Source organism: Flavobacterium sp. BFFFF1, from assembly GCF_002256285.1.
Lineage (GTDB): Bacteria > Bacteroidota > Bacteroidia > Flavobacteriales > Flavobacteriaceae > Flavobacterium.
In genome coordinates, this window is record NZ_NKJE01000008.1 from 1 (window position 1) to 22,266 (window position 22,266).

Sequence of the window (22,266 nt, forward strand, 5' to 3'; positions counted from 1 at the left end):
GCTGTTGCTCCAATCTGTTCAGGGGCTACATTGGCTGCATTGCCAACCACCTCGAACAACGGCATCACTGGAACATGGGCGCCGGCTTTGAATAACACTGCCACCACAACGTACACCTTTACCCCCACTGTTGGTCAATGTGCTACTACAGCTTCCTTAACAATTACGGTAAACCCGAACGTTGCACCAACGTTTACTGCAGTAGCGCCAATCTGTTCAGGAGCTACATTGGCTGCATTGCCAACGACATCCAACAACGGAATTAACGGAACGTGGGCACCGGCACTGAATAATACGGCAACCACTACTTATACATTTACACCAACCGCAGGACAGTGTGCTGTAAGCACTACATTAACCATCACGGTAAACCCGAATGTAACACCAACATTTACTGCAGTAGCACCAATCTGTTCAGGAGCTTCATTGTCCGCATTGCCAACGACTTCCAACAACGGTATCACAGGAACATGGTCGCCTGCATTGAATAACACGGCAACCACAACGTATACGTTTACACCAACTATTGGACAATGTGCTTTGGCAACGACATTGACCATCACGGTAAACCCGAATGTTACACCAACATTTACTGCGGTTGCACCAATCTGTTCAGGGGATTCATTGGCCGCGCTGCCAACGACCTCAAACAACGGTATTACAGGAACATGGGCGCCAGCATTGGATAACACGGCTACAACGACTTATACGTTTACGCCAACTGCCGGACAATGTGCTTTGACCACTACATTGACCATCACGGTAAACCCGAACGTTGCACCAACCTTTACTGGTGTTGCACCAATCTGTTCAGGAGATTCATTAGCCGCATTGCCAACAACCTCGAACAATGGAATTACCGGAACATGGACGCCAGCAATCGATAACACGGCTACAACGACTTATACGTTTACGCCAACTGCCGGACAATGTGCGTTGACAACGACATTGACCATTATTGTAAACGAATTGCCGACTTTGGATGTGCTTAACGACGTCACAGCGTGCGTAAGTTATACTTTGCCGTCCTTAACTAATGGCAACTACTTCACGGATACAAACGGTTCCGGCACGATGTTGAATGGTGGAGACACTATTACTAACTCCCAAACGATTTATGTTTATGCATCGAATGGCTTTTGCTCATCTGAAATTAGTTTCGATGTAACGATTTCTGCCGTAGCGGTAATCGATGAACTTAGCGATGTCGTTGTATGCGGTAGTTACACTTTACCGATATTGACCACAAATGCAAACTATTATACTGAACCTAACGGCGCTGGATCAATGTTGAGTGCTGGTGATGTTATTTCAAGTTCTCAAACCATCTATATTTATGTTCAGGGAGCGGTTGCAATTTGTACAGCAGAAAGCGATTTTGAAGTAACTGTAAACCCGATTCCGGCAGTCGATGAGCTTGCCGATATTACAGTGTGTGATGGCTATGTGCTGCCAATACTAACAAGTGGCAACTATTATACTGCTGCGGGTGCTTTAGGAACCATGCTTAATGCAGGTGATGTTATCAGCTCGACACAAACCGTCTATGTTTATGCTTCAAACGGTAACTGTACCGCTGAAAGTGATTTTGTTGTAACGGTTAATGTTACGCCAACAGTCGATGAACTTTCGGATGTAACGGTTTGCGACAGCTACACTTTACCGGTTTTAACAATAGGTAATTACTATACAGCACCAAGCGGGGCTGGAACAATGCTGAATGCAGGAGACGTACTTACAACATCCCAAACGGTATATGTATACGCTGCAAACGACACTTGTACTGATGAAAGTGATTTTACCGTGACAATCAATGCGACGCCAATTGTAGACGATCTTGCAGATGTAACGGCTTGCGATAGCTATACACTGCCAGCTTTAACAACGGGTGATTACTACACTGAAGCAAACGGTAACGGAACAATGCTAAATGCAGGAGAAGTACTTACAACATCTCAAACATTATACATCTACGCCGCAAACGACACTTGTACTGCTGAAAGTAACTTTACAGTAACCATCAATGCCACACCGACAGTCGATGAACTTTCGGATGTAACGGTTTGCGATAGCTACACACTGCCTGTTTTAACGATCGGAAACTATTATTCTGAGTCAAATGGCGCAGGAACAATGCTGAATGCAGGAGACGTGCTTACCACATCTCAAACGATTTACATTTACGATGCAAACGGTACCTGTACTGACGAAAGTGATTTCACAGTCACTATCAATACTACGCCAACAGTAGATGAAATCGCTGACGTAACGGCTTGCGACAGCTACACCCTACCAGTGTTGACAATAGGTAATTACTTCACTGAAGCAAACGGTGGTGGAACAATGCTAAATGCCGGAGAAGCACTTACAACATCTCAAACGGTTTACATTTATGCCGCAAACGACACTTGTACTGACGAAAGTGATTTTATAGTGACCATCAATGCTTCGCCAACTGTAGATGACCTTGCGGATGTAACGGCCTGCGATAGCTTCACACTGCCTGTTTTAACAGCAGGGAATTACTATTCTGAGTCAAATGGTGCTGGAACAATGCTAAACGCCGGTGACGTTATCACAAGCTCACAGACCGTATATGTATATAACAACAATGGCTCATGCTCCGCAGAGCAAAGTTTCAACATTACTATTAATGTTCTTGACGGTACCGTGACTTTGGACCAGGCAACAATTACAGCCAATCAGGTTGGTGCGTCTTACCAATGGATCTCATGTGATGAAACACCGGGAACATTAGATGGAGAAACAGGTCAAACTTTTACCGCGACAGCGAACGGCAGTTATGCGGTGATTATCACCCTGGGTGACTGTACGGTAACCAGCACTTGTGTCACAATTGATTCGTTGGGTATCGATACGCAATTGGCCAACACCATTACAATGTATCCTAACCCTAGCCGTGGTAATTTCACGGTGAACACTGGCAACATCGTGGCGGATCAGATTGTGGTTATCGACAGCCGTGGCAGATTGATTACCGAGACCAAACCTTCGGCTACCACCACATTAATGGATGTTAATCGCTATGAAGATGGGGTATATTATGTAAAAATCATATACAACAATACTGAAACCACTAAGAAACTGATTTTAGCCAAAAATTAGACTAACGTCAAGCCATAAAAACTTCCGGATTTTCAGGATCATTATTCCTGGAAGTCCGGAAGTTTCATTTTTGTGCATCCACACTACAAGCAAACTTTGGGCTTTTACCAAGTACTTAAACTAAAAGAATCAAATTAGTGTCCAGAATGCTCCTTCTCCTGACTGAATATGAAACGGTGACTGTTTAATATTTTATAAATTAGATTAAAAACAAACCCATCTTGAATATCGAACGGAACAGGTTCTGATATTTTGGATTCGAACTTTCGAATGGATTAACAAGCAACAATCCAAAGCGAATATTGAGAAATCAGGTGTCATCTGACCGCTGCTCGACTACCAAATAGAAAATAATTATAGTGGCTACACGATTTCGAAAGATGGTGCAGGCAAAATTTTCTTATGGTTAAACTTAGCGCGCAGTGTCCCTGTGTATAATGCTTTACCGAGATTAAATAAAACGATTGAAACGCTATCTTTGAAAAAGAGGAAGTTTAAAATAAAAAATATGCTGGGGATGGAGGATGAAAATAGTTATGCAAAATTAATTATCGCATATAAAGAACTTGCCTATCAAAACGAAGAGAAAGAAAAGCGGGCAGCTGAATTATTGATTGCCAATAAAGAACTTGCTTTCCAAAACGAAGAGAAAGAAAAACGGGCTGCCGAGCTCGTTATTGCCAATAAAGAACTTGCTTTCCAAAACCAGGAAAAAGAAAAGCGGGCTATTGAGTTGATGATTGCCAACAAGGAATTGGAATCATTTACTTTTATATCAAACCACGACTTACAGGAACCATTGCGAAAAATACAGACCTTCAGCAAACGCATTCTCATGGAAGAAAGTGAGGATCTGTCAGAAAGGGCAAGCTACTATTTTGAACGGATACAACATTCAGCATCGCACATGCAAACATTAATAAATGATTTATTAGACTATTCACGCATGACTGCCGCTGAACGCAAATTTGAATTTAGTGATCTTAGCAAAATAGTCAAAGAAGTTGTGTCGGCTTTGCAGGATGAACTACAGAAAAAAGAAGCGATTGTCGAATTCGGAAAATTGAGTGAAGTCAATATCATCCCATTTCAATTCCGGCAATTAATGCAGACCCTAATCACAAACTCTCTGAAATTCTCTAAAACCGAACTTCCTCCCCACATCATTATTAAAAGCGAGAAAGTCACCAGTGAGACATCACGAGATAAGGCACTCCGTAGAAAAGTTGACTATTGTCATATTACAGTAAGCGATAATGGCCTGGGATTCGATCCGAAATATAAAGACAAGATTTTCGATATTTTTCAACGCTTGCATGATAAAGAAAATTATGAGGGCACGGGTATTGGATTAACAATCGCAAGAAAGATTGTAGAAAATCATCAAGGAATTATTACCGCGTCAGGCGAAATTGGCAAAGGCAGCACATTCAATATATTTATTCCCATACAGCAATTTTAGTATGACATTCGATTAATATTGACCGTAGCAACTTTTACGGAAATAAAAAGCTATGGTTAAAATAATGGATTTTTACCATTTCACCAATTCATTATTAAACAGAGCTGCTGAAAAACTGCCATTTCGTCCCACCGTTCTAAGTCACATTTAAAATCAGACCCTTTTGGAGTTCGTGCCGGAAACAGTGCTGGATTCGAATTTTAGAACTCGGTTGAGGAGTACAGATTCAGACAACAGTATCACCTCAAACAAGTAAATGAACAATAATTAGAGTGCCTACGATCCCGTTGTGAAAGCCTGTTGTGCATTTGGGCTTTAGAAACAATTTCTACCATACCCCCTTTGGTCGATTCGCAATTAAATATTCCATTGTTGAAAAAAAGTAGCTTCGGACTAATACCCGTTTCACTTTTAACTTAGCCAATTAAAGAGGCCTTGATTTAATGTAAAATTACACGAAGAACAAATAGCCTTTTCCTTAATAAAAAACTCCCGGGCCAATTGACCGCGGGAGCTCTCGCATTAAAAATAAACTATATTTTAATTGATCGCTTTTTTGGTTACCAACTGTCCGTCATTTAAAGTGACTTGTACCAAAAGCACTTCCCTTTCGGTATGTAATTCGGTTAGCGAAAAAGCTGATGTATTTATACCGTCGGTGGCATAAACGAACCTGCCGCGTGCATCAAATACCTTAATGGCTTTCATAATAGCATTCCCTGAGTTGATGTTTATTATGCCATTTTCCTCAAACAGAATAATACTTTCCGGATTTATCGTTGGAATTCCCGTACCCAAGGTGGTATTTTGGTAAACGATAGAAAACCGGTTTGCAAAAGTTCCTTGTTCCGAAGCAAATTCATAAGCCGATGTTTTTACATCATGCACGGTTCCAGTTAGGGCATCTTTCAGGAAAATATCCTGTCCGTCTGCAAACAAGCCATCAATATGATCGATTGCAATGGTATAATCACCGGAGGTTAAGGCATTAAAAGACAAATGTACTTCGTCAGCAATCGAAAACGGCAGCGTTCTTGCCTGAATATTGAATTTCTCATCACCAATCAATGAGGCAATGTTGCTGATACCGCCTTCGATTTGTTTGGCATCAACAGAAACGTCAATCTCATTTGTAGCACCATCCATATAACCTACAAGTATTTGATTCTGGATTCCGACGGCATTACTCAGGTTCAGCCAGATGCGGTGCTTTTCAGCATGGACATTCCTAAAAAAAGTGGCGGTATTATTTTCGGTACGCATGGCATTGGTAAACACTGCCGTTCCCAATCCTGCAACTGTTTTCCTGAAAATAAATCCTTGCCCGACGGCAATTGTTCCGTCAGGTGCAATACCTCCTGCGGCAGCCGCAGTTCCGAATGTAGTGTAAGTAGCATAGTTGGCTCCTGAGGCAGCATCCTGGCTGAAATGTGTCCAGAAATAAAGTTCGCCGGGATTTTGTGCCAGGAATAAATCGGCATTAATCGCTGATGGATATGGGTTTCCTAACATATTGTAACCCTTCCCTACCCCGGAATTTGTAATGCCTATCGACAAATCACCATTGTTCGGCACACCGGCAAATACACCGGAGAAAGTCGCCAGCGATCCATTGGTTGGAAAATTATTCGGTGCCCGCAGCATGTAACCTTTCGGAGCGATAAAATTCACTCCCGAAGGTTCTACGATTGCAGAAAAACTATTGGAAGGCTCGTCCAGTGTATAAAAACGTGAATTACCGACCGGCGGTGAAATGGTTTTTGGGGAAAACAGTTTCAAATCCTGACCGGTAACCGGCGTACCCCAAAAAACATAATCAAGCCTTCGCATCGTGGCGTCGCGTTTTACTTTGATATTACCAGCATTCTCCACATTGTCAAGTTGGATCAGATTGGCATCGTTCTCTACAGTCAAACTCGCGGTAGGCGCCACCGTAACTTTCCCTGATATCGTAAAATCAAAACCTGAAGGAATGGTTACAATTGCATTTCCCGAAACCTCTAAACTGCATGCTGTTAAATCAGCAGCCTCGGCGTAGTCGCCCGAAATTAAAACACCTTTGTTGCTGTCAGGTAAACCATTGCTCCAGGATGATCCATCCCAAATGGTCCGGTTGATGGTTAACTCTAATTTCTCTGTTACACAATTGGTGGTTGTACCCGTGTAAACCCCGGAGGTGGTATAGATTTGTCCGTTCCAGGTATAACTATCACAAGCCGATACGGTTGTAATGTTATCTGTTGGCGTACATCCTGATGTAATATTTCCAAAATCTGTCCATACCGCAGTGGCTTCATAAGTTGCTTCGGTAGCCGTAGGTACATGAAGCGTTGCGCCGGGAAGGTTTACGCCGCTAAAAACATTGGCATTGATTGGTAATGGCGTTGGCCAACTTACCGATACTGAAGTTAAGGAGAAACAGTCATAAAATGCAATGTCTCCAATACTCGTCACTGAACCAGGAATAGTAAGCGAAGTCAATGCGTAACAATTGGCAAACGCACCGACACCAATACTAGTGACAGCATTTCCAATCGTAACAGAGTACAACTGGGTGCACCCAATAAATGCAAAGCTGCCGATATTGGTTACCGAGTTTGAAATGTTAACAGCTATTAAGCTGGTACATTCTTTAAAAGCATCAGTATCAATATTTGTTACCGTGTCTGGAATGGTTATGGAAGTTAACCCTGTGTTGCCTTGAAAAGCAGCATAATTAATGCCCGTTACTGAAAAACTATCACAGGCAGTATTTACAGTTGCAGGAATGATAACATCGCCGCTTGCACCTGAACCGTCAAAAACACCAACAGTTGTTGGCGAGGTAACCTCATAATAAATACCATCGAAACCAAAGATCGTTGGCGTGGATGTAATCGTTAAATCTAACTTTTCGACTACGCAATTGGTTGTCGTGCCGATATAAACCCCGGAATAAGTATAGGTTTGACCCGTATTTGCCCAGGTATAACTGCCACAAGTCGAAATCGTTGTAATGTTATCTGTTAGCGTACATCCTGATGTGATGTTCCCAAAATCTGTCCATACCGCAGTGGCATCATAAGTTGTTTCGGTCGCTGTAGGTACATTAAGTGTTGCGCTGGCCAGGTTTACACCGCTAAATATATTGGCATTAATTGGTAATGGCGTTGTCCAACTTACCGTAACTGAAGTTAATGAGACACAGTCATAAAATGCAATATCTCCAATACTAGTAACTGAACCAGGAATAGTAATAGAAGTCAATGCGTAACAATTAGCAAACGCACCGAAACCAATACTAGTGACAGCATTTCCAATCGTAACGGAGTACAACTGGGTGCACCCAATAAATGCAAAGCTGCCAATACTGGTTATCGAGTTTGAAATGTTAACAGCTATTAAGCTGGTACATTCTTTAAAAGTGTCGCTTTCAATACTGGTTATTGTGTCTGGAATCGTTATCGACGTTAAACCGGTATTGCCTTGAAAAGCACCATAATTCATGCTCGCTACAGTATAGGTACCACAAGCATTAGTAACAGAAGTTGGAATAACAACATCACCGTTTGCGCCTGGACTATAGCCCACCGCAACAGTGTTTGGAGCGGTAACCTCATAATTAATGCCCCCGAAAGTAAAACTTGTTGGAGTTGGTATTACTGTAATCGTAGGAGTACCACTGTTTCCAGCCCCTAAAGCACCAGAAGCGTCAGTTACCGAAATAATTGAGTACGTTGTTGTATCTGTTGGAGTTATAGGAATGTTTGCTTCTGAAATATAAGACGCAACCGAGAAATTTGAAGTTCCATCGCTATAAACTACTTCATATGGGCTTATTCCACCAGTTATTGCAATATTTAAATTGGCTGAGTTTCCCGAACAAATCGTAGTACTACCTGATAAAACTGAAGAAATAGTTGCTGATGAGCCAGCACAAAATGGCGTTGACGTATATGTTTGTCCTCCGCCAATTTGCCCTGAAAGAATTTCACCTTCTGGTCCCGCAACAGACCAGGAAGCGCAATTGTCATTATAATTCCCAATAGTACTTATAAAAACTGTAAACGGGCCAACATTATTTCCTAAGCCATCTGCAACGTAAGTGAATGTTCCCGCTGTAGCATTCGCTTGAAAAACGGTTGTTCCTGATTCGTTTTTAATTATAAAAGTTGATTCGTCCCAATAGCCACAAGGGTTAATAGAGATGGCATACTCACCGCTACATTGTTGAGCATTTGCACTAAACTGGGAACTAAAACATACAAATGTTATCAGGAACATTATTTTTTCAAATAATTTTAACTTCATACTTATAGATTTATTTGTTATTGATACACAAAAAATAGGCGCGTTATTAAAGTAGCCTCTTTGATTTGTCATTTTGCCTTTAACGATGTAAAAGTTAATTTTTTTGATGTTTGTCATTAATTTACTTACCCTTTCAACAAGTGTCCTTTCAAAAGGAGCGATTATCCTTTTTTAGGTATTAGACGAATTTTAAGATGATATCTATATTATTTCGGCAAATATAGACGGCAAAAAAAGTTCAAAAAATAGTGTAAACGCACCATTTTCTGAACTGGTTTTGTCGTTATATTCGCACATAATTTTTTAAAAAATGGTGGAATTACACCATTGTTTACAAATAGCCGGACGTTTAATTTAGATGATCAATTATGAAGCAATTTTTCAAACTATTATTAATAATTATTTGGTGTTCCATTTCGGTTTATGGGCAAAAAGACCGTAAAGTTTTGTTACAGGAACTTGCCAAAGCAAAACAGGATACCACCAAAGTATATTTGCTTTTGGATGTAGCGGAAACGTATATTGATGATCCAAAAAATTTCAAACAATACCTTCAAAAATCATTTTCTCTAAGTAAAAAATTGAACCATCCCAATGGAGAAGGCAGGTACTATCAGTTGATGGCAAAATTTTATTCCTATCAAAATGAGCCGGACAGCTGTGTTTACTTTGCGAAGAAAGGCGTTGAAAATGCCAGGAAGTTAAAATTCGATAAACAAGCACAATCGTATTCCAATTTAGCGTTCGCGTATACGATGAAAGGCTATCCCGATTCTACCAGATTTGCGCTTTTAAATGCACTACATATTGAAGAAAAGCTCAAGCCAGACGCTTATAGGCTCGCGATTTTGTATGTAAATTTAAGTGCTAACAGTTATGCCATTCATGATTACAAAAAAATGATAGCATACAGCCGAAAATCACTGTATTATGCCAATAAGCATCCCAAAAAAAGATTTCTGGCGGAAGCACATATCAATTTGGGTTTGGGTTTTACAAATGATAAAGCATTGGATAGTGCCGATTATCACTATAGCCGGGCTCTGGAATTAGCCTACAAAAATCAAAACGTAATTCAACAATTATACGTTTTGGAAAACATAACCGATTTATGGAATATTAAACGGAACTATCCGAAAATGCTGGAAACAGCAACGATTTTTCATAAAATCAGCAAAGCAAACCCAGAATTTGTTTCTGAATGGATAAAGAGTGATCGCTTATTAGCCAGAGCTTATTTATTTAACAATCAAGTTGACAAAGCGAAATCATATGCTGAAATTGCTTTAGGAAACTCCACCAAAGAAAAGGACAATCCCGAAAACGTCATGCAGGTACATTATCTGATGTATGAAATTGAAACACGATTGGGAAATTATAGCAAAGCCGAAGATTATTATACCGTTTATGACTCTATTGACAACGTTTTCAGGGGAGAAGAAACCCAGCAAAATATCAATATTTTAAACACAAAATTTAAAGTTGAGAAAAAGAATGCCGAGCTCAAATTGCAGAAAGCCGCGTTGCAACGCAAAGAAATGATCATCTTTTTTCTATCATTTGGGATCGTTGCCTTGGTCGTCCTAGGCTGGTTTGTTTACAAGAACAGAGAGAAAAAACAAAAAATAGCGAGTCAAATTCAACAAATCGTGGCTTCAAAATCAATCATAAAAACCCAGGAAGATGAACGAACCCGAATTGCAAAAGACCTTCATGATGGTTTGGGTGGTTTATTGTCGGGGGTAAAACAGTCGTTAAACAGTATGAAAAATAGCTTTATAATGGAAGCCAATGAGGCGCAGTCGTTCGAAAAAACAATTGATATTCTGGATCAGGGGATCAGGGATTTGCGAAACATCGCACACAATATGATTCCGGAAAATCTGATAAAGTTTGGCCTGGAAACTGCCACGCGCGATTATTGCTCTTATATCAACAATTCAAATGCGTTAGAGGTAGCTTTTAGCCCGATCAATATGGCTGACTACCACAAAGATTTCACGCATTCTGTCACGGTTTACCGAATCATTCAGGAATTGGTTCACAATGCAGTGAAGCACGCCGAAGCAAAAAATTTGATTGTTCAATTAGCTGCGCAAAGCAATACATTACAGATTACTATTGAAGATGATGGTAAAGGTTTTGACACCAACAATGCAACAAATGGAATTGGAATTTCAAATGTCAGGAACAGGGTTTCCGTATTAGAAGGAACGATGCAAATTACTTCAAACCATCTTGGAACAACCGTAAACATTGAACTTCCAATATGACAAAAATTATAATTGTCGATGACCATCCATTGATTATTGAAGGCATAAAATCGCTTATAGAAACCGATAGTTCGCTGGAAATTATTGGCATTGCTTTAAATGGACATCAAACAAATCAACTCCTTAAAATAGAAAAACCCGATATCCTCTTTCTGGACATCAACCTGCCCGATTGCAGCGGAATTGATTTGTGCAGAGCGATTTTAATGAAATTCCCATCCATTCTGATTATTGGTTTAAGCACATTTAATACGCCCAGTTATATCCAGGCAATGCTTGACAGTGGCGCAAAAGGGTATTTGCTAAAAAACACTACAAAAGACGAACTGTTAAAAGCCATAAAAACAGTCTTATCGCATAAAACGTATATTTCGGAGGAAGCAAAAAGTATTCTAAACACCTTCAAAACAGTAACAGAAATAGTATTGACCCGAAGAGAACGAGAAGTTTTACAGCTTATCGCAAGCGGTAAATCAAATACAGAAATCGCTAAAGAACTTTTCATTAGCCCTACAACGGTGGACAGCCACAGGACTAATTTATTAGCTAAATTCAAGACCAATAATACCGCACTGTTAGTAAAACAAGCTGTAAAATTAGGGTTTATCCTGTTTTAGCACGACTGTATTTACAAAAAAGCCGACGAAATTACTCAGCAAATTTGACTTGTGTAACTTCCTATATACTAAACACCAAATATATTAAAATGAGCAAATTAGACTTAAAAAAATGGTTGCATTTATCCTTTACTATGATAATGTTTTTCTTTGCCTGTAACAAGGCAATTGCACAAACGTCACTTGCCGCTGGCGATTTGTTATTCACCGGTTATGATTCAAACTTCGGAACAAATAATGCAAGCGCAGCCGATCGGTTCTCTTTTGTGCTGCTAACGAATATTTCGTCCGGAACGGTCATTTACTTTACGGATCGCGGCTATTTCACTTCAAGCTGGCAGGCATCCGGCACATCTGAGGGTACCATTAAATGGGTTTCAGGTTCTGATTTGACAGTCGGAGCCGAAGTGTATATAACGGCTTATACCGCTACTGTAAATGGTACCGCAAATGGGGTGGTAACGCAGGTTTTAGGGGGTAATGCGATATCAGGCCTTAACCTAAGTACCGCTGGCGATCAGCTTATCGCTTTCCAAAATGTTGCAGGCGACCCTACGGCCACGGGCACCACATTTATTGCCGGTCTTCATTGGGGCACTTGTTCGTTAGCCAGTGACGCCAATTGGGATACTATTGGGACATGTGCCGCAGGACCCACGACGTCAGCCCGACCTGCTGGCTTATCGTCAAGTACCTCAACAATATGGATGGGCAATCCGGGCACTGGCGGCACCTACACCAATGCCTCCTTCAAAGGTACGGGCGCGCCTTATGCAAACGTAGCCGCGGCAAGAACGGCAATCCTGACCAAAGCAAACTGGAATCGTTCGTTCAATCTTACAAGTGGTCTACCCGTTGTTGTACCGCCGGGTACAGTCACATTTGTAATGCCTCCAAGCATCACAACCCATCCCGCAAACAGGGCTATTTGTGCTGGTAGCTCAACGACATTCAATGTCGCCGCGGCAGGAAGCGGCATTAGCTACCAATGGCAACTCAATTCGGGTTCAGGATATACTAATTTAAGTAATGGTGGGGTTTACTCCAATGTAACTACAAATACGTTGGTATTAACTGCCGTTACAGGGGCAATGTCAGGATATCTTTTTCGATGTGTCGTTACAAATGCCGATGGCTCCGTAAATACAAATGCCGCTACGCTTACAGTGTCCAATATGACCATTATCGGGTCACAGGCAGATGTGAGCTGTTTTGGCGGTAACAACGGATCGGCAACTGTTAATGTAACAGGAGGCATCGGATCATACAGTTATAACTGGACACCAGGAAATCCATCAGGAGACGGAACTGCATCAGTTTCCGGACTTGCTGCCGGGACCTATACTGTCAATATTACTGATACGAATGGGTGTACTGCCTCAAGTACCTTCACGATTACGCAGCCTTCACAAATACTTGCGGTTGGATCGCAAACGGATGTGACCTGCAACAGTGAGAACGATGGCACCGCTTCCGTATCAGTAACGGGTGGCTCAGGGACGTACAGTTATGCATGGTTCCCGTCTGGCGGAAATGCGGCTACTGCGACAAACCTTGCACCAGGTTCTTATATCTGTTTTATTTTCGATACCAATGGCTGTAGCACCAGCAAGAGTTTCAACATAACGGAGGGCGGGACAACAACCTGGGACGGTGTAACCTGGAGTGCAGGCTATCCAGACGCAAATCTTAAAGCAATTATTAACGCTGATTATACCTCAACAGGCGACCTGTCAGCATGCGGATTGGTGGTAAACGGAACCGCTAACGTAACGGTTCTTTCAGGCCATGATTTTACAATCGTTAACAAAGTAGTCGTCGCATCAACCGCTACACTTACTTTTCAAAATAATGCCAATTTATTACAGACCAACACATTGGAGAATTCGGGCAATATCAAGGTCAAAAGAAATGCCATGATGAGAAGGCAAGAATACGTTTACTGGGGGACACCAGTTACGGGTCAACAATTACAGGCATTTTCACCTTTAACATTAAGCAACCGTTTTTACACTTTCAGTGAAACCACAAATAGTTTCGTTCAGGTAACCAATCCTGCGGCAACTAATTTTGTGGCACCCGGCGGCTATATGCTCAGGGCTCCTAATACATTTTTGGATGCGCCCGCCCCTAAACAGCTTTTTCAGGGAACTTTTACTGGAAAACCAAACAACGGTGATTTCTCAATTCCGGTTACAGCAAATAATGGTGGCTTCAACTTATTGGGGAATCCATATCCTTCGCCAATCAGCGCAGACCAATTTTTGCAGGCGAATCCGGGGACGCTGTACTTCTGGACACATAACGCTTTAGGATCGGGTAACGCAAATTATGCCACCTACAACACAGTTGGAACGGCGGCACCTAACGGAAATGAGGTACCCAATGGCACCATACAAACTGCACAAGGTTTCCTGTTGCTGAAAACCACTTCGGGAATGGCGACTTTTAACAATACAATGCGGACTGGCAATAACGATGGGCAGTTCTTCAGGACCAATACCGAAAATAAAAGCCGCTTCTGGCTCAACTTGAATTATAATGATTCGAATGTCAGTCAAATGTTAGTCGGATACCTCGATGGTGCTACTTTGAATATTGACGAATCCATGGACGGTAAGTTGATAGATATTGAAGGCACCAGCCTTTCAAGCCTTATTGACGGTGCCGATTTTACAATTCAGGGCCGCCCTATACCATTTGAAAGCACCGATTTGGTTGCATTGAATTTCAAAGCAGTCGCGTCCGGAAATTATACTATTTCACTCGATCATTTTGATGGCGTTTTCGCCAATGGGGAGGAAATTTTTCTAAAAGATAGTTTTACCGGAACCACCCATAATCTTAAAGATAGTGCCTATGCTTTTGTTTCTCAGGAAGGCAATTTTGCAGATAGATTTCAAGTGGCGTTCCAAAATACAACACTCGGCATACCCACCTCATCGCATGATGAAAGCGTGGTTTTATACACCCAGCAGGGAATCTTACAGATAAAGTCGGCAGCTTTTCCCATGAATGAGGTAAAAATATTTGATATACAAGGGCGATTAATCTACTCACTGGATAATATAAACGGCGATACTGCCACCATTGAAAACCTCCCGGCCGAATCGCGAGTATTGATGGTACAGGTCAAGTCAGACGAGGGTATCACGGTGGTTAAAAAAATAGTTTTATAAATAGGTCAAAAAAATAAAAGGTCCCCCATAATTGGGGGATTTTTTATTAAAAGACAACGTCGTATTAAATCTTATTGACTACTCAGGAAATATAGGGTATCGCCCTATTTATAATTGCAACATAAAAGTGTCACACGCTATACCATGCTCCCTGAAAAACCTTCTCTTGAGAAATAATGGGTTGCCGGATATTTTTAGCAATTGAAATGATCCTTGACAATAAAATAGTCGCTGAGATTCGTACTAATCTAGCTATGCTTTCTATACCAAAGGCTTCTTTTAGTTTCGCTAATGAATATTTGATTTGTGCCAGATTGATAAGCTTCATAAGTATGAGTTTCAACTCTTGCTTTTCCACAATTCCTGCAACGATAAAATATTTCATTTGCTGAACACTTACCGTATTTGGTAAGCAAGCCATTACAGCTGTCACATATTAACTTTCCGCCAATACGTTTGATACACGACCGATCAGAAGATAGGATTTTAAAATCCTCTATAAAATCAAGGAATATCCTAAAATAAAAAAAGAGCAACATTTTCATGTTACTCTTTTCTGCTCCCCCTACTGATTGAATTTCGAACGTTAAGTGTTTGATTTTTTGTACCATAGCTTGTAAATAAACCCCGTTTTGGACATCGAACGGGATAGGTTTTAATGTTTTGGATTCGAATTCTCGAATGAGTTAACGACAACTTTACTTCAAAACCAAAAATGTAGAGAATGAAGCACAAATGCTTATAGCCCATGTTGGAAACAATGTCCTTACTTCAATATTAACTTCGATGATACCACCCTGGCGCTTCCAAACGTTATTTTTATAAAGTAGATAGCTCTTCTCAAATTCGATACATCCACTTTTATATCAGCGCCATTAGAAAAGTTCTCGCAATAAACACGCTGCCCTGATGCACTATAAAATTCAATCGACTTAATTTGTTCAGAATTATTTGATTTAAAATTCAAAAAATCAGTAGCCGGGTTCGGATATATTGATAGTTCTTTTTCAGGATCAAGAACTGTAAGACCCAATAAGCCTGTTGTGTATTGATAAGTATCTGAGTAAATCGTATTGCTATTATTATTTGCGACTAACCTATAGTAATAAGTTTGATTTGGTAAAGTATTATTGATTAACCCGGTTATCAATTTAGTATTGTAGCCGTAAACATAGTTTGGCGTTCCTGCTACCGACGAACCAAAACTGTCAGTTAATCCGTACTCAAAATGAATATTAGTTAAATAGCTTCCATAACTGTTAATCAGGCCTTTTAGCTCTAAAGTATTTGTTCCTAATTCTGCCGCTGTTCCGCCGGCCATTATTATATTTCCTGAAAGATTGAAGAGTCTTTCCTCACTATAAATAGCTTCCCCGTTGAGTACGCCCTTTAGTCTGTAATGATAATTTAAATTTGGATCTAAGTTAGTGAGCGTTGCGCTGACATAGTCGGAACTATTAGCATTAATTTGCGAAGGAGTGGTAGAAATTGCGTTTTCGAAACCAGTGGTGCCATACTCAAATACAATATCCGTTATATTTTGGCTATAGGAAGTCAAATATGCCGATAATGTGACATCTGAACCATTAATATACGGATTATAGAGACTAATGATATATTTCGGATAAGTGGTAAAAGACTTTATGCTGCCATAGATATCCTGTCCCTGATGTGTTGCCTTGATTCTATAGAAATAGTGTGTTTCAGGTTCTAAATTAATTAAACTTGCCGTGACGTTTTCTGTAGTGTTTCCCGATATTGACGAGGGTGTTCCTCCGATAGTACTATCGAGGGCATCAGCACTCAAGCCATACTGAAACGCCACATTCGTAATATCATAACCGTTAGATATAATTGTACCTGAAATTGTTGCCGTGGTTGAAGAATAACCAAACGTAGAATTTGTGGTTATTACATAATCAGGAAGTGTCGTAAAAGTCAATATCTGGCTATAAACAGTATTTGAATTCTGGGTTGCTTTCAATCTATAATAATAAGTAGCATTGGTTTCTAAGTTCGCTAAATCAATGGACACGTTCAAAGCATCATTGGACCCGATTGTACCTGGAGTTGTAGCAACAACAGTATCGAAAGCGTAATACAAACCATACTCAAACTGGATATCTGAAATGGGATCACCGTTAGAGGCAACGTTTCCGGTTAAGCTTACGCCTGAATTAGTGATGTTTTCAGCAGCGTTGACCTGCAGAAGTATGGTTTGGTAATCTACATCACTTCTGTATAATTTACCATTTGTGCCTGCTGTATAAATTTTATCGTTAACAAGGTCAATTGAATTTATAATATATTGGTTGGTTAGAAATTCCCAGTCCAAACCGCCATTTTCTGTTTTATAGATTGCACCATCATCATCTGCTACGAAGCCGATATTTTTTGTTTGAAAATTAATTTCTGTGTAATCACCATAACTAAGTTCCAGTTCTTGCCAGTTCGCTCCTCCATCATTTGTTTTATAAATTAGGCCCTGATTACCTAAAAAATAGCCATTGTTCTCGTCAACAAAATCAAAGGCATTAATTTGTTCATCTACATCAATAATAGCGTTCCAGGTATTTCCGCCATCAATGGTTTTATACATGATACTGGTAGAATATCCAACCCTATGTGCATATCCAACCTGGTTATTGATAAATTGTATTTGACCAAATACTTGATTAAAAACTTGTGTCCATGTAGCACCTCCATTAACGGTTTTCATTACTTTTCTTTGATTGTAACCGCCTGAAATAAAGCCAATATTTTCATCAACAAAGAAAACGGACGCTAAACCTTCATCAACATAAATATTTAACTGATTCCATGTAATGCCCCCATCAGTAGTTTTAAAAACATCACCTGACGGGCTGTTAGTTCCGCCTCCGATAGAATATCCGATATTTTCATTGACGAAATAAAATCCGCTACAATAAGAAAAATGATTGACGATAGACACGTAAGACCAGTTGTCTCCAAAATCAGTTGTTTTATAATATTTATTTCCTGATCTGGCAAATCCGGTTCCGCTATTAAATATTTTCAGATTATTAAAATCATTGTAATTTTCGGACTGAGCCGTCCAGCTGGTTCCGCCATTTGTAGTTTTAACGATCCGGCCGCGCGCGCCAGTAGCGTAGCCAATATTGCTGTCATGGAAATAAATGCCATACATCGAAGTACCACCGATAAATCCATTTTGAAAAAATATCTGGCTCCAGGTAGATCCGCCATTAGTTGTTTTATAGGTAGCGCCATATTCACCGGTAGCGAAACCATTATCCTGATCTAAGAAATGGAAGTCAAAGATAGCTTCTCCATTATATAATGTTTCTGTCCAGGTTTCACCACCATTGGTTGTTTTAAAAATGGCGTCATGTTCCCTGCTTGCAAAACCAACTGATTGATTAATAAAGTACACGGTAAAAAAACCTGAAGGAAAAGTATTGGTACTTTGTGTTACGTACCAGTTTTGCCCACCATCAACTGTTTTTAATATAGTCCCATTACTACAAACAGCATGTCCTGTCGACGCGCTCGTAAAAAATGTTTTATTCACTCCAGTATTGGGGATATTGAAACTTACCCAATTGTTGCCCCCATCATCCGTTTTTACAATACTATTCGAAGTCGAAAGAATAACAGTGTTGTCACCAATGATGTTAACCGTGTTGAATGACCCGTTAAAACCGGTAGATATCTGGCTCCATGAGGTTCCGCCATCTAGGGATTTCAGCACGTATCCATAATCACCTGCAATGTACCCAGTTGTATTGTAGAAACCCATGTCCCTTCCGCTGGAAATATTTTGCTTTTTTGCCCAGGTGTTGCCCGAATCCAGTGTTTCTAACAATTCATTGGATGTAATAATGTAGCCCACTTCATCGGTAACAAAATCAACATCTTTTCCTGTATTGGCTGTTGGTTTGGGGTTTAATAATTCCCAATTGGTTTGAGAATGTATTGTATTTATGCATACAACAAAACAAAACAGGATAAGTAGCTTTTTTCTCATTTTTAATATATTATTCCATTCATTTAATAGGTTGCCAAACGTTCTGGCTGCGTGTCGTTGCCGGATTTTAGAGTCTGTTACAAATATACGCAACCACAAATACAAACAATCAAATCGTTATCCAATAAAAGCTTAAAATATCGACAATATGTACTTGTGTTAGCTTTTAAAAAATGCCCTCACCGAAAAAATCTCGATTCAACACACCAAAAAAACTAGTTCAAAAAGTCCAAATCCTCAAACCCCGCTTTCCCAAAAACATATCCAAATAAAAAATCCTGACATTTCTGTCAGGATTTTTCTGCTCCCCCTCTTGGGCTCGAACCAAGGACCCTCTGATTAACAGTCAGATGCTCTAACCAACTGAGCTAAGGAGGAAGGCGTATTGCCTTTTAAAGCGGTGCAAATATACTATGAAAAATTATTCCCGCAAACATTTTGGAAGAAATTTTGAAAAATTATTTTATCTCGTAATCCATTTGTAGATATCATTTCCATTTGCAAACAGGATTAATGCCAATAAAAGCACAATGCCAACCATTTGCGCCCTCTCCAGGAATTTGTCGCTCGGTTTACGCCCACTCACCATTTCGTACAGCAGGAACATCACATGCCCGCCATCCAAAGCCGGAATAGGCAATAAGTTCATCACACCAAGCATGATTGAAAGAAATGCTGTAATGTTCCAGAACACTTCCCAGTCCCATGCCTGTGGAAAAATATTGTAAATCGCCCCAAAACCGCCAACGCCTTCGTAAGCACCCGTTTTTGGTGTGAAAATCGCTTTCAGCTGTTGAAGGTATTTACCGATTTGGTCTTTTCCGTCTTTCAACCCTTCCGGTATCGCGGCAAAAAAACCATAAGTTGCCTTGTCAAAATGATAATAACCCAATTTTTCAAGGCTTTTAAAATCGGCACGGCTCACCACAATACCAAGCTTCCCTTTTTCAGAAATCTGAAGTGTTACAGGCATCGTTTTATTATCGCGAAGTACATTAGCCGGTACCGACTGGGTTTTTGTCGTTTTAAGCGCCGCCATGACATCTTCTGAGTACTTTGTAGCCTTGCCATTGATCGATGTGATAATATCGCCTGCCTTCAGCGATTTGAAATTCGCTGAAGTATCCGGAACCTGTGACACTACGAAAGGCTGACGCAACGAAATCAGCCGCTGCTTCTCGTCCTTTACCAACCTCCCGAAAATATTAACCGGTATGTCAATATCCTGTCTCGCACCATTGCGCTCAATTGTCGCTTTCTTGGCATACACGATGTCGTCGAGAATTTCATTGTATGTCAACACTGCTTCCCCGTCCAGTGCCACAATCTTGTCACCTGTCCGGAAACCGATCTGTTCCGCCGTTTTGCTGAACGCCAGCCCTTCTTTAATTTCGCTGTTTTTTAGGGTAATATCCCCATAAGCATACGCCATTCCGATATAAATGAGGAACGCCAGGACAAAATTTACCGTCACACCGCCCAACATAATGATCAGCCTTTGCCATGCCGGCTTAGAACGGAATTCCCACGGTTGTGGCGGAAGCGCCATCTGCTCGGTATCCATGCTCTCATCAATCATCCCCGAAATCTTCACATAGCCACCCAATGGCAGCCACCCAATTCCATAAACGGTTTCACCAATCTGTTTCTTAAACAGCGAGAACTTCACATCGAAAAACAAATAGAATTTCTCAACGCGGGTTTTAAATAATTTTGCAGGAATGAAATGACCTAATTCGTGAAGTATAATAAGTAAAGATAAGCTTAGTAAAAACTGTGAAAGCTTGATAACTATTTCCATGTTTTGTATTTCCGTTTTTAAATAACGCACAAAAGTAACGTTTTCTGTTTATTAATTTCAGCATAATATCCAACCGGCATTTAAATGTTTGTTAATTATCAGGATTATCATTCTATAATCGGGCATTACGGGCTAAATTTACTTTCCTAAAAATAATCCGATGCAAAAAATCAAAACCGCTTTACTCTCTTATGGCATGTCAGGCAAGGTTTTCCACGCCCCTTTTTTGTCCATCCATCCGGGTTATGAATTGCTGGGGAGCTGGGAGCGAACACATAAGCACATCAAAAGTGACTACCCCGAAGTTAAAAGCTACAATTCCTTTAAGGAACTTATCGATGACGGTCCGGACCTCGTGGTCATTAACACACCCGTCTCCACACACTACGAATACGCAAAAAAAGCGATGCTGGCCGGCAAACATGTACTGGTGGAAAAATCGTTTACAGCCACGCTCGACGAAGCCGAAGATCTGAAGAAAATTGCCTCAAAGAAAGGCGTGAAACTGGCCGTGTTCCACAACCGCCGATGGGACAGCGACTTCCTGACCGTAAAAGATGTGCTTTCAAAAAATCTTTTAGGCGATGTCGTCGAAGCCGAGTTCCATTTTGACCGGTACAACCCCTCCTTAAGCCCAAAAATCCATAAGGAAACACCAAACAAAGGCGCGGGCATTCTTAAAGATCTTGGCTCACACCTGATTGACCAGGCACTCTCCCTGTTTGGAGTACCCGACGCGGTTTTTGCCGACATCCGCATTACCCGCCCACAGTCAGTTGTTGACGATTGCATCGACGTTTTATTGTATTACCAAAACCTGCGCGTCCGACTTAAAGCAGGTTTTTTTGTTCGCGAAATGGTCCCTTCTTTCGTGGTGCACGGCAAGAATGGCTCCTTCCTCAAACAACGCGGTGATGTACAGGAAGAAGACCTCAAAATCGGAAAAAAAATCAATCCGAAGACCTGGGGAATTGAACCGCGGAGCAAGGAAGGCCTACTGCACACCGAATTTAAAGGCAAAATCATACGCGACTTCCTGCCGACATTTAGTGGGAATTACTACACATTTTTCGACCTGCTTTACGACGCAATCGCCAATAACGCAGTAGAACCCGTCACCGCACAGGATGGCATTAATGTGATGAAAGTTATCGAGGCGGCCATTAAAAGCAACAAAGACAAAAAAATTGTTAGAATAAGCTGACGTAATGGAAAAAAGACAACTTGTCCGTACCGACTTAAATGTTTCAATGGACCTCAATACAAGGGACAATTGCTTTGGCCTGGCTGATTAACCGACCATCCGTTACAACGGCCATTGTCAGCGCCACAAACCTTGACCAGATCAAAAGTATTGTTACGGCTCCAAATCTTGCTTAAACAAGGAAATTACTACTGTTTTAGATGATGCAGCGCTTGGCAATTAAAAGAGTAACTAAAATAATTTTTCAAACTCACTACAGCTTTACGGCAGTTTTTGAAAAAATAATATCATGACAGGGCAAATAA

General features: G+C 40.7%; 10 protein-coding genes and 1 tRNA gene. 6 read left to right on the forward strand and 5 right to left on the reverse strand.

The window, feature by feature from the left end; translation table 11 throughout:
• Together CFE23_RS06515 and CFE23_RS06520 are read left to right on the forward strand one after the other, a co-directional pair.
• The coding region (locus CFE23_RS06515; protein ID WP_291085826.1) for a T9SS type A sorting domain-containing protein at positions 1–3,126 on the forward strand (3,126 nt) is incomplete at its 5' end.
• A gap of 478 nt (positions 3,127–3,604) precedes the next feature.
• Positions 3,605–4,588: an ATP-binding protein gene (locus CFE23_RS06520; RefSeq protein ID WP_291085829.1), complete on the forward strand. Its 984-nt coding sequence runs from the start codon at positions 3,605–3,607 to the stop codon at positions 4,586–4,588.
• Positions 4,589–5,128: 540 nt separating this feature from the next.
• Here CFE23_RS06520 and CFE23_RS06525 read toward each other — a convergent pair.
• The gene (locus tag CFE23_RS06525; RefSeq protein WP_291085832.1) at positions 5,129–8,878 is read right to left on the reverse strand and encodes a leucine-rich repeat protein; all 3,750 of its coding nucleotides are present in this window, start codon (positions 8,876–8,878) and stop codon (positions 5,129–5,131) included.
• A gap of 368 nt (positions 8,879–9,246) precedes the next feature.
• On the opposite strand from CFE23_RS06525, the gene CFE23_RS06530 reads away from it, so the two are divergent.
• The 3 genes from CFE23_RS06530 to CFE23_RS06540 all read left to right on the forward strand — a co-directional run bounded on the left by CFE23_RS06530 (position 9,247) and on the right by CFE23_RS06540 (position 14,947).
• Positions 9,247–11,151, forward strand: a complete 1,905-nt coding sequence (locus tag CFE23_RS06530) for a sensor histidine kinase (RefSeq protein ID WP_291085834.1) — start codon at positions 9,247–9,249, stop codon at positions 11,149–11,151.
• The gene (locus CFE23_RS06535) at positions 11,148–11,768 is read left to right on the forward strand and encodes a response regulator transcription factor (RefSeq protein ID WP_291085837.1); all 621 of its coding nucleotides are present in this window, start codon (positions 11,148–11,150) and stop codon (positions 11,766–11,768) included. Before CFE23_RS06530 ends, CFE23_RS06535 begins: the two co-directional genes overlap by 4 nt.
• Before the next feature lie 89 nt (positions 11,769–11,857).
• A complete protein-coding gene (locus CFE23_RS06540; RefSeq protein WP_291085840.1) occupies positions 11,858–14,947 on the forward strand; it encodes a T9SS sorting signal type C domain-containing protein in 3,090 nt (1,029 codons plus the stop codon).
• 130 nt (positions 14,948–15,077) lie between these two features.
• Here the strand turns inward: CFE23_RS06540 and CFE23_RS06545 are convergent, their stop codons facing one another.
• The 4 genes from CFE23_RS06545 to rseP form a co-directional block, all read right to left on the reverse strand.
• On the reverse strand, positions 15,078–15,332 hold the full coding sequence (locus tag CFE23_RS06545; RefSeq protein WP_291085843.1) for a hypothetical protein: 255 nt from the start codon (positions 15,330–15,332) through the stop codon (positions 15,078–15,080).
• Positions 15,333–15,713: 381 nt separating this feature from the next.
• Positions 15,714–18,956 carry a YCF48-related protein gene (locus tag CFE23_RS06550; RefSeq protein ID WP_291085847.1) on the reverse strand — a complete coding sequence of 1,081 codons (3,243 nt, stop codon included), beginning with the start codon at positions 18,954–18,956 and terminating at the stop codon, positions 15,714–15,716.
• Positions 18,957–19,260: 304 nt separating this feature from the next.
• Positions 19,261–19,334 (reverse strand) — tRNA-Asn (locus CFE23_RS06555).
• A gap of 85 nt (positions 19,335–19,419) precedes the next feature.
• Entirely contained in the window at positions 19,420–20,757 is a 1,338-nt protein-coding gene (rseP, locus tag CFE23_RS06560) for an RIP metalloprotease RseP (RefSeq protein ID WP_291085850.1), read from the reverse strand.
• 160 nt (positions 20,758–20,917) lie between these two features.
• On the opposite strand from rseP, the gene CFE23_RS06565 reads away from it, so the two are divergent.
• The gene (locus tag CFE23_RS06565) at positions 20,918–21,961 is read left to right on the forward strand and encodes a Gfo/Idh/MocA family oxidoreductase (protein WP_291085853.1); all 1,044 of its coding nucleotides are present in this window, start codon (positions 20,918–20,920) and stop codon (positions 21,959–21,961) included.
• The last annotated feature ends 305 nt before the right edge of the window (positions 21,962–22,266 follow it).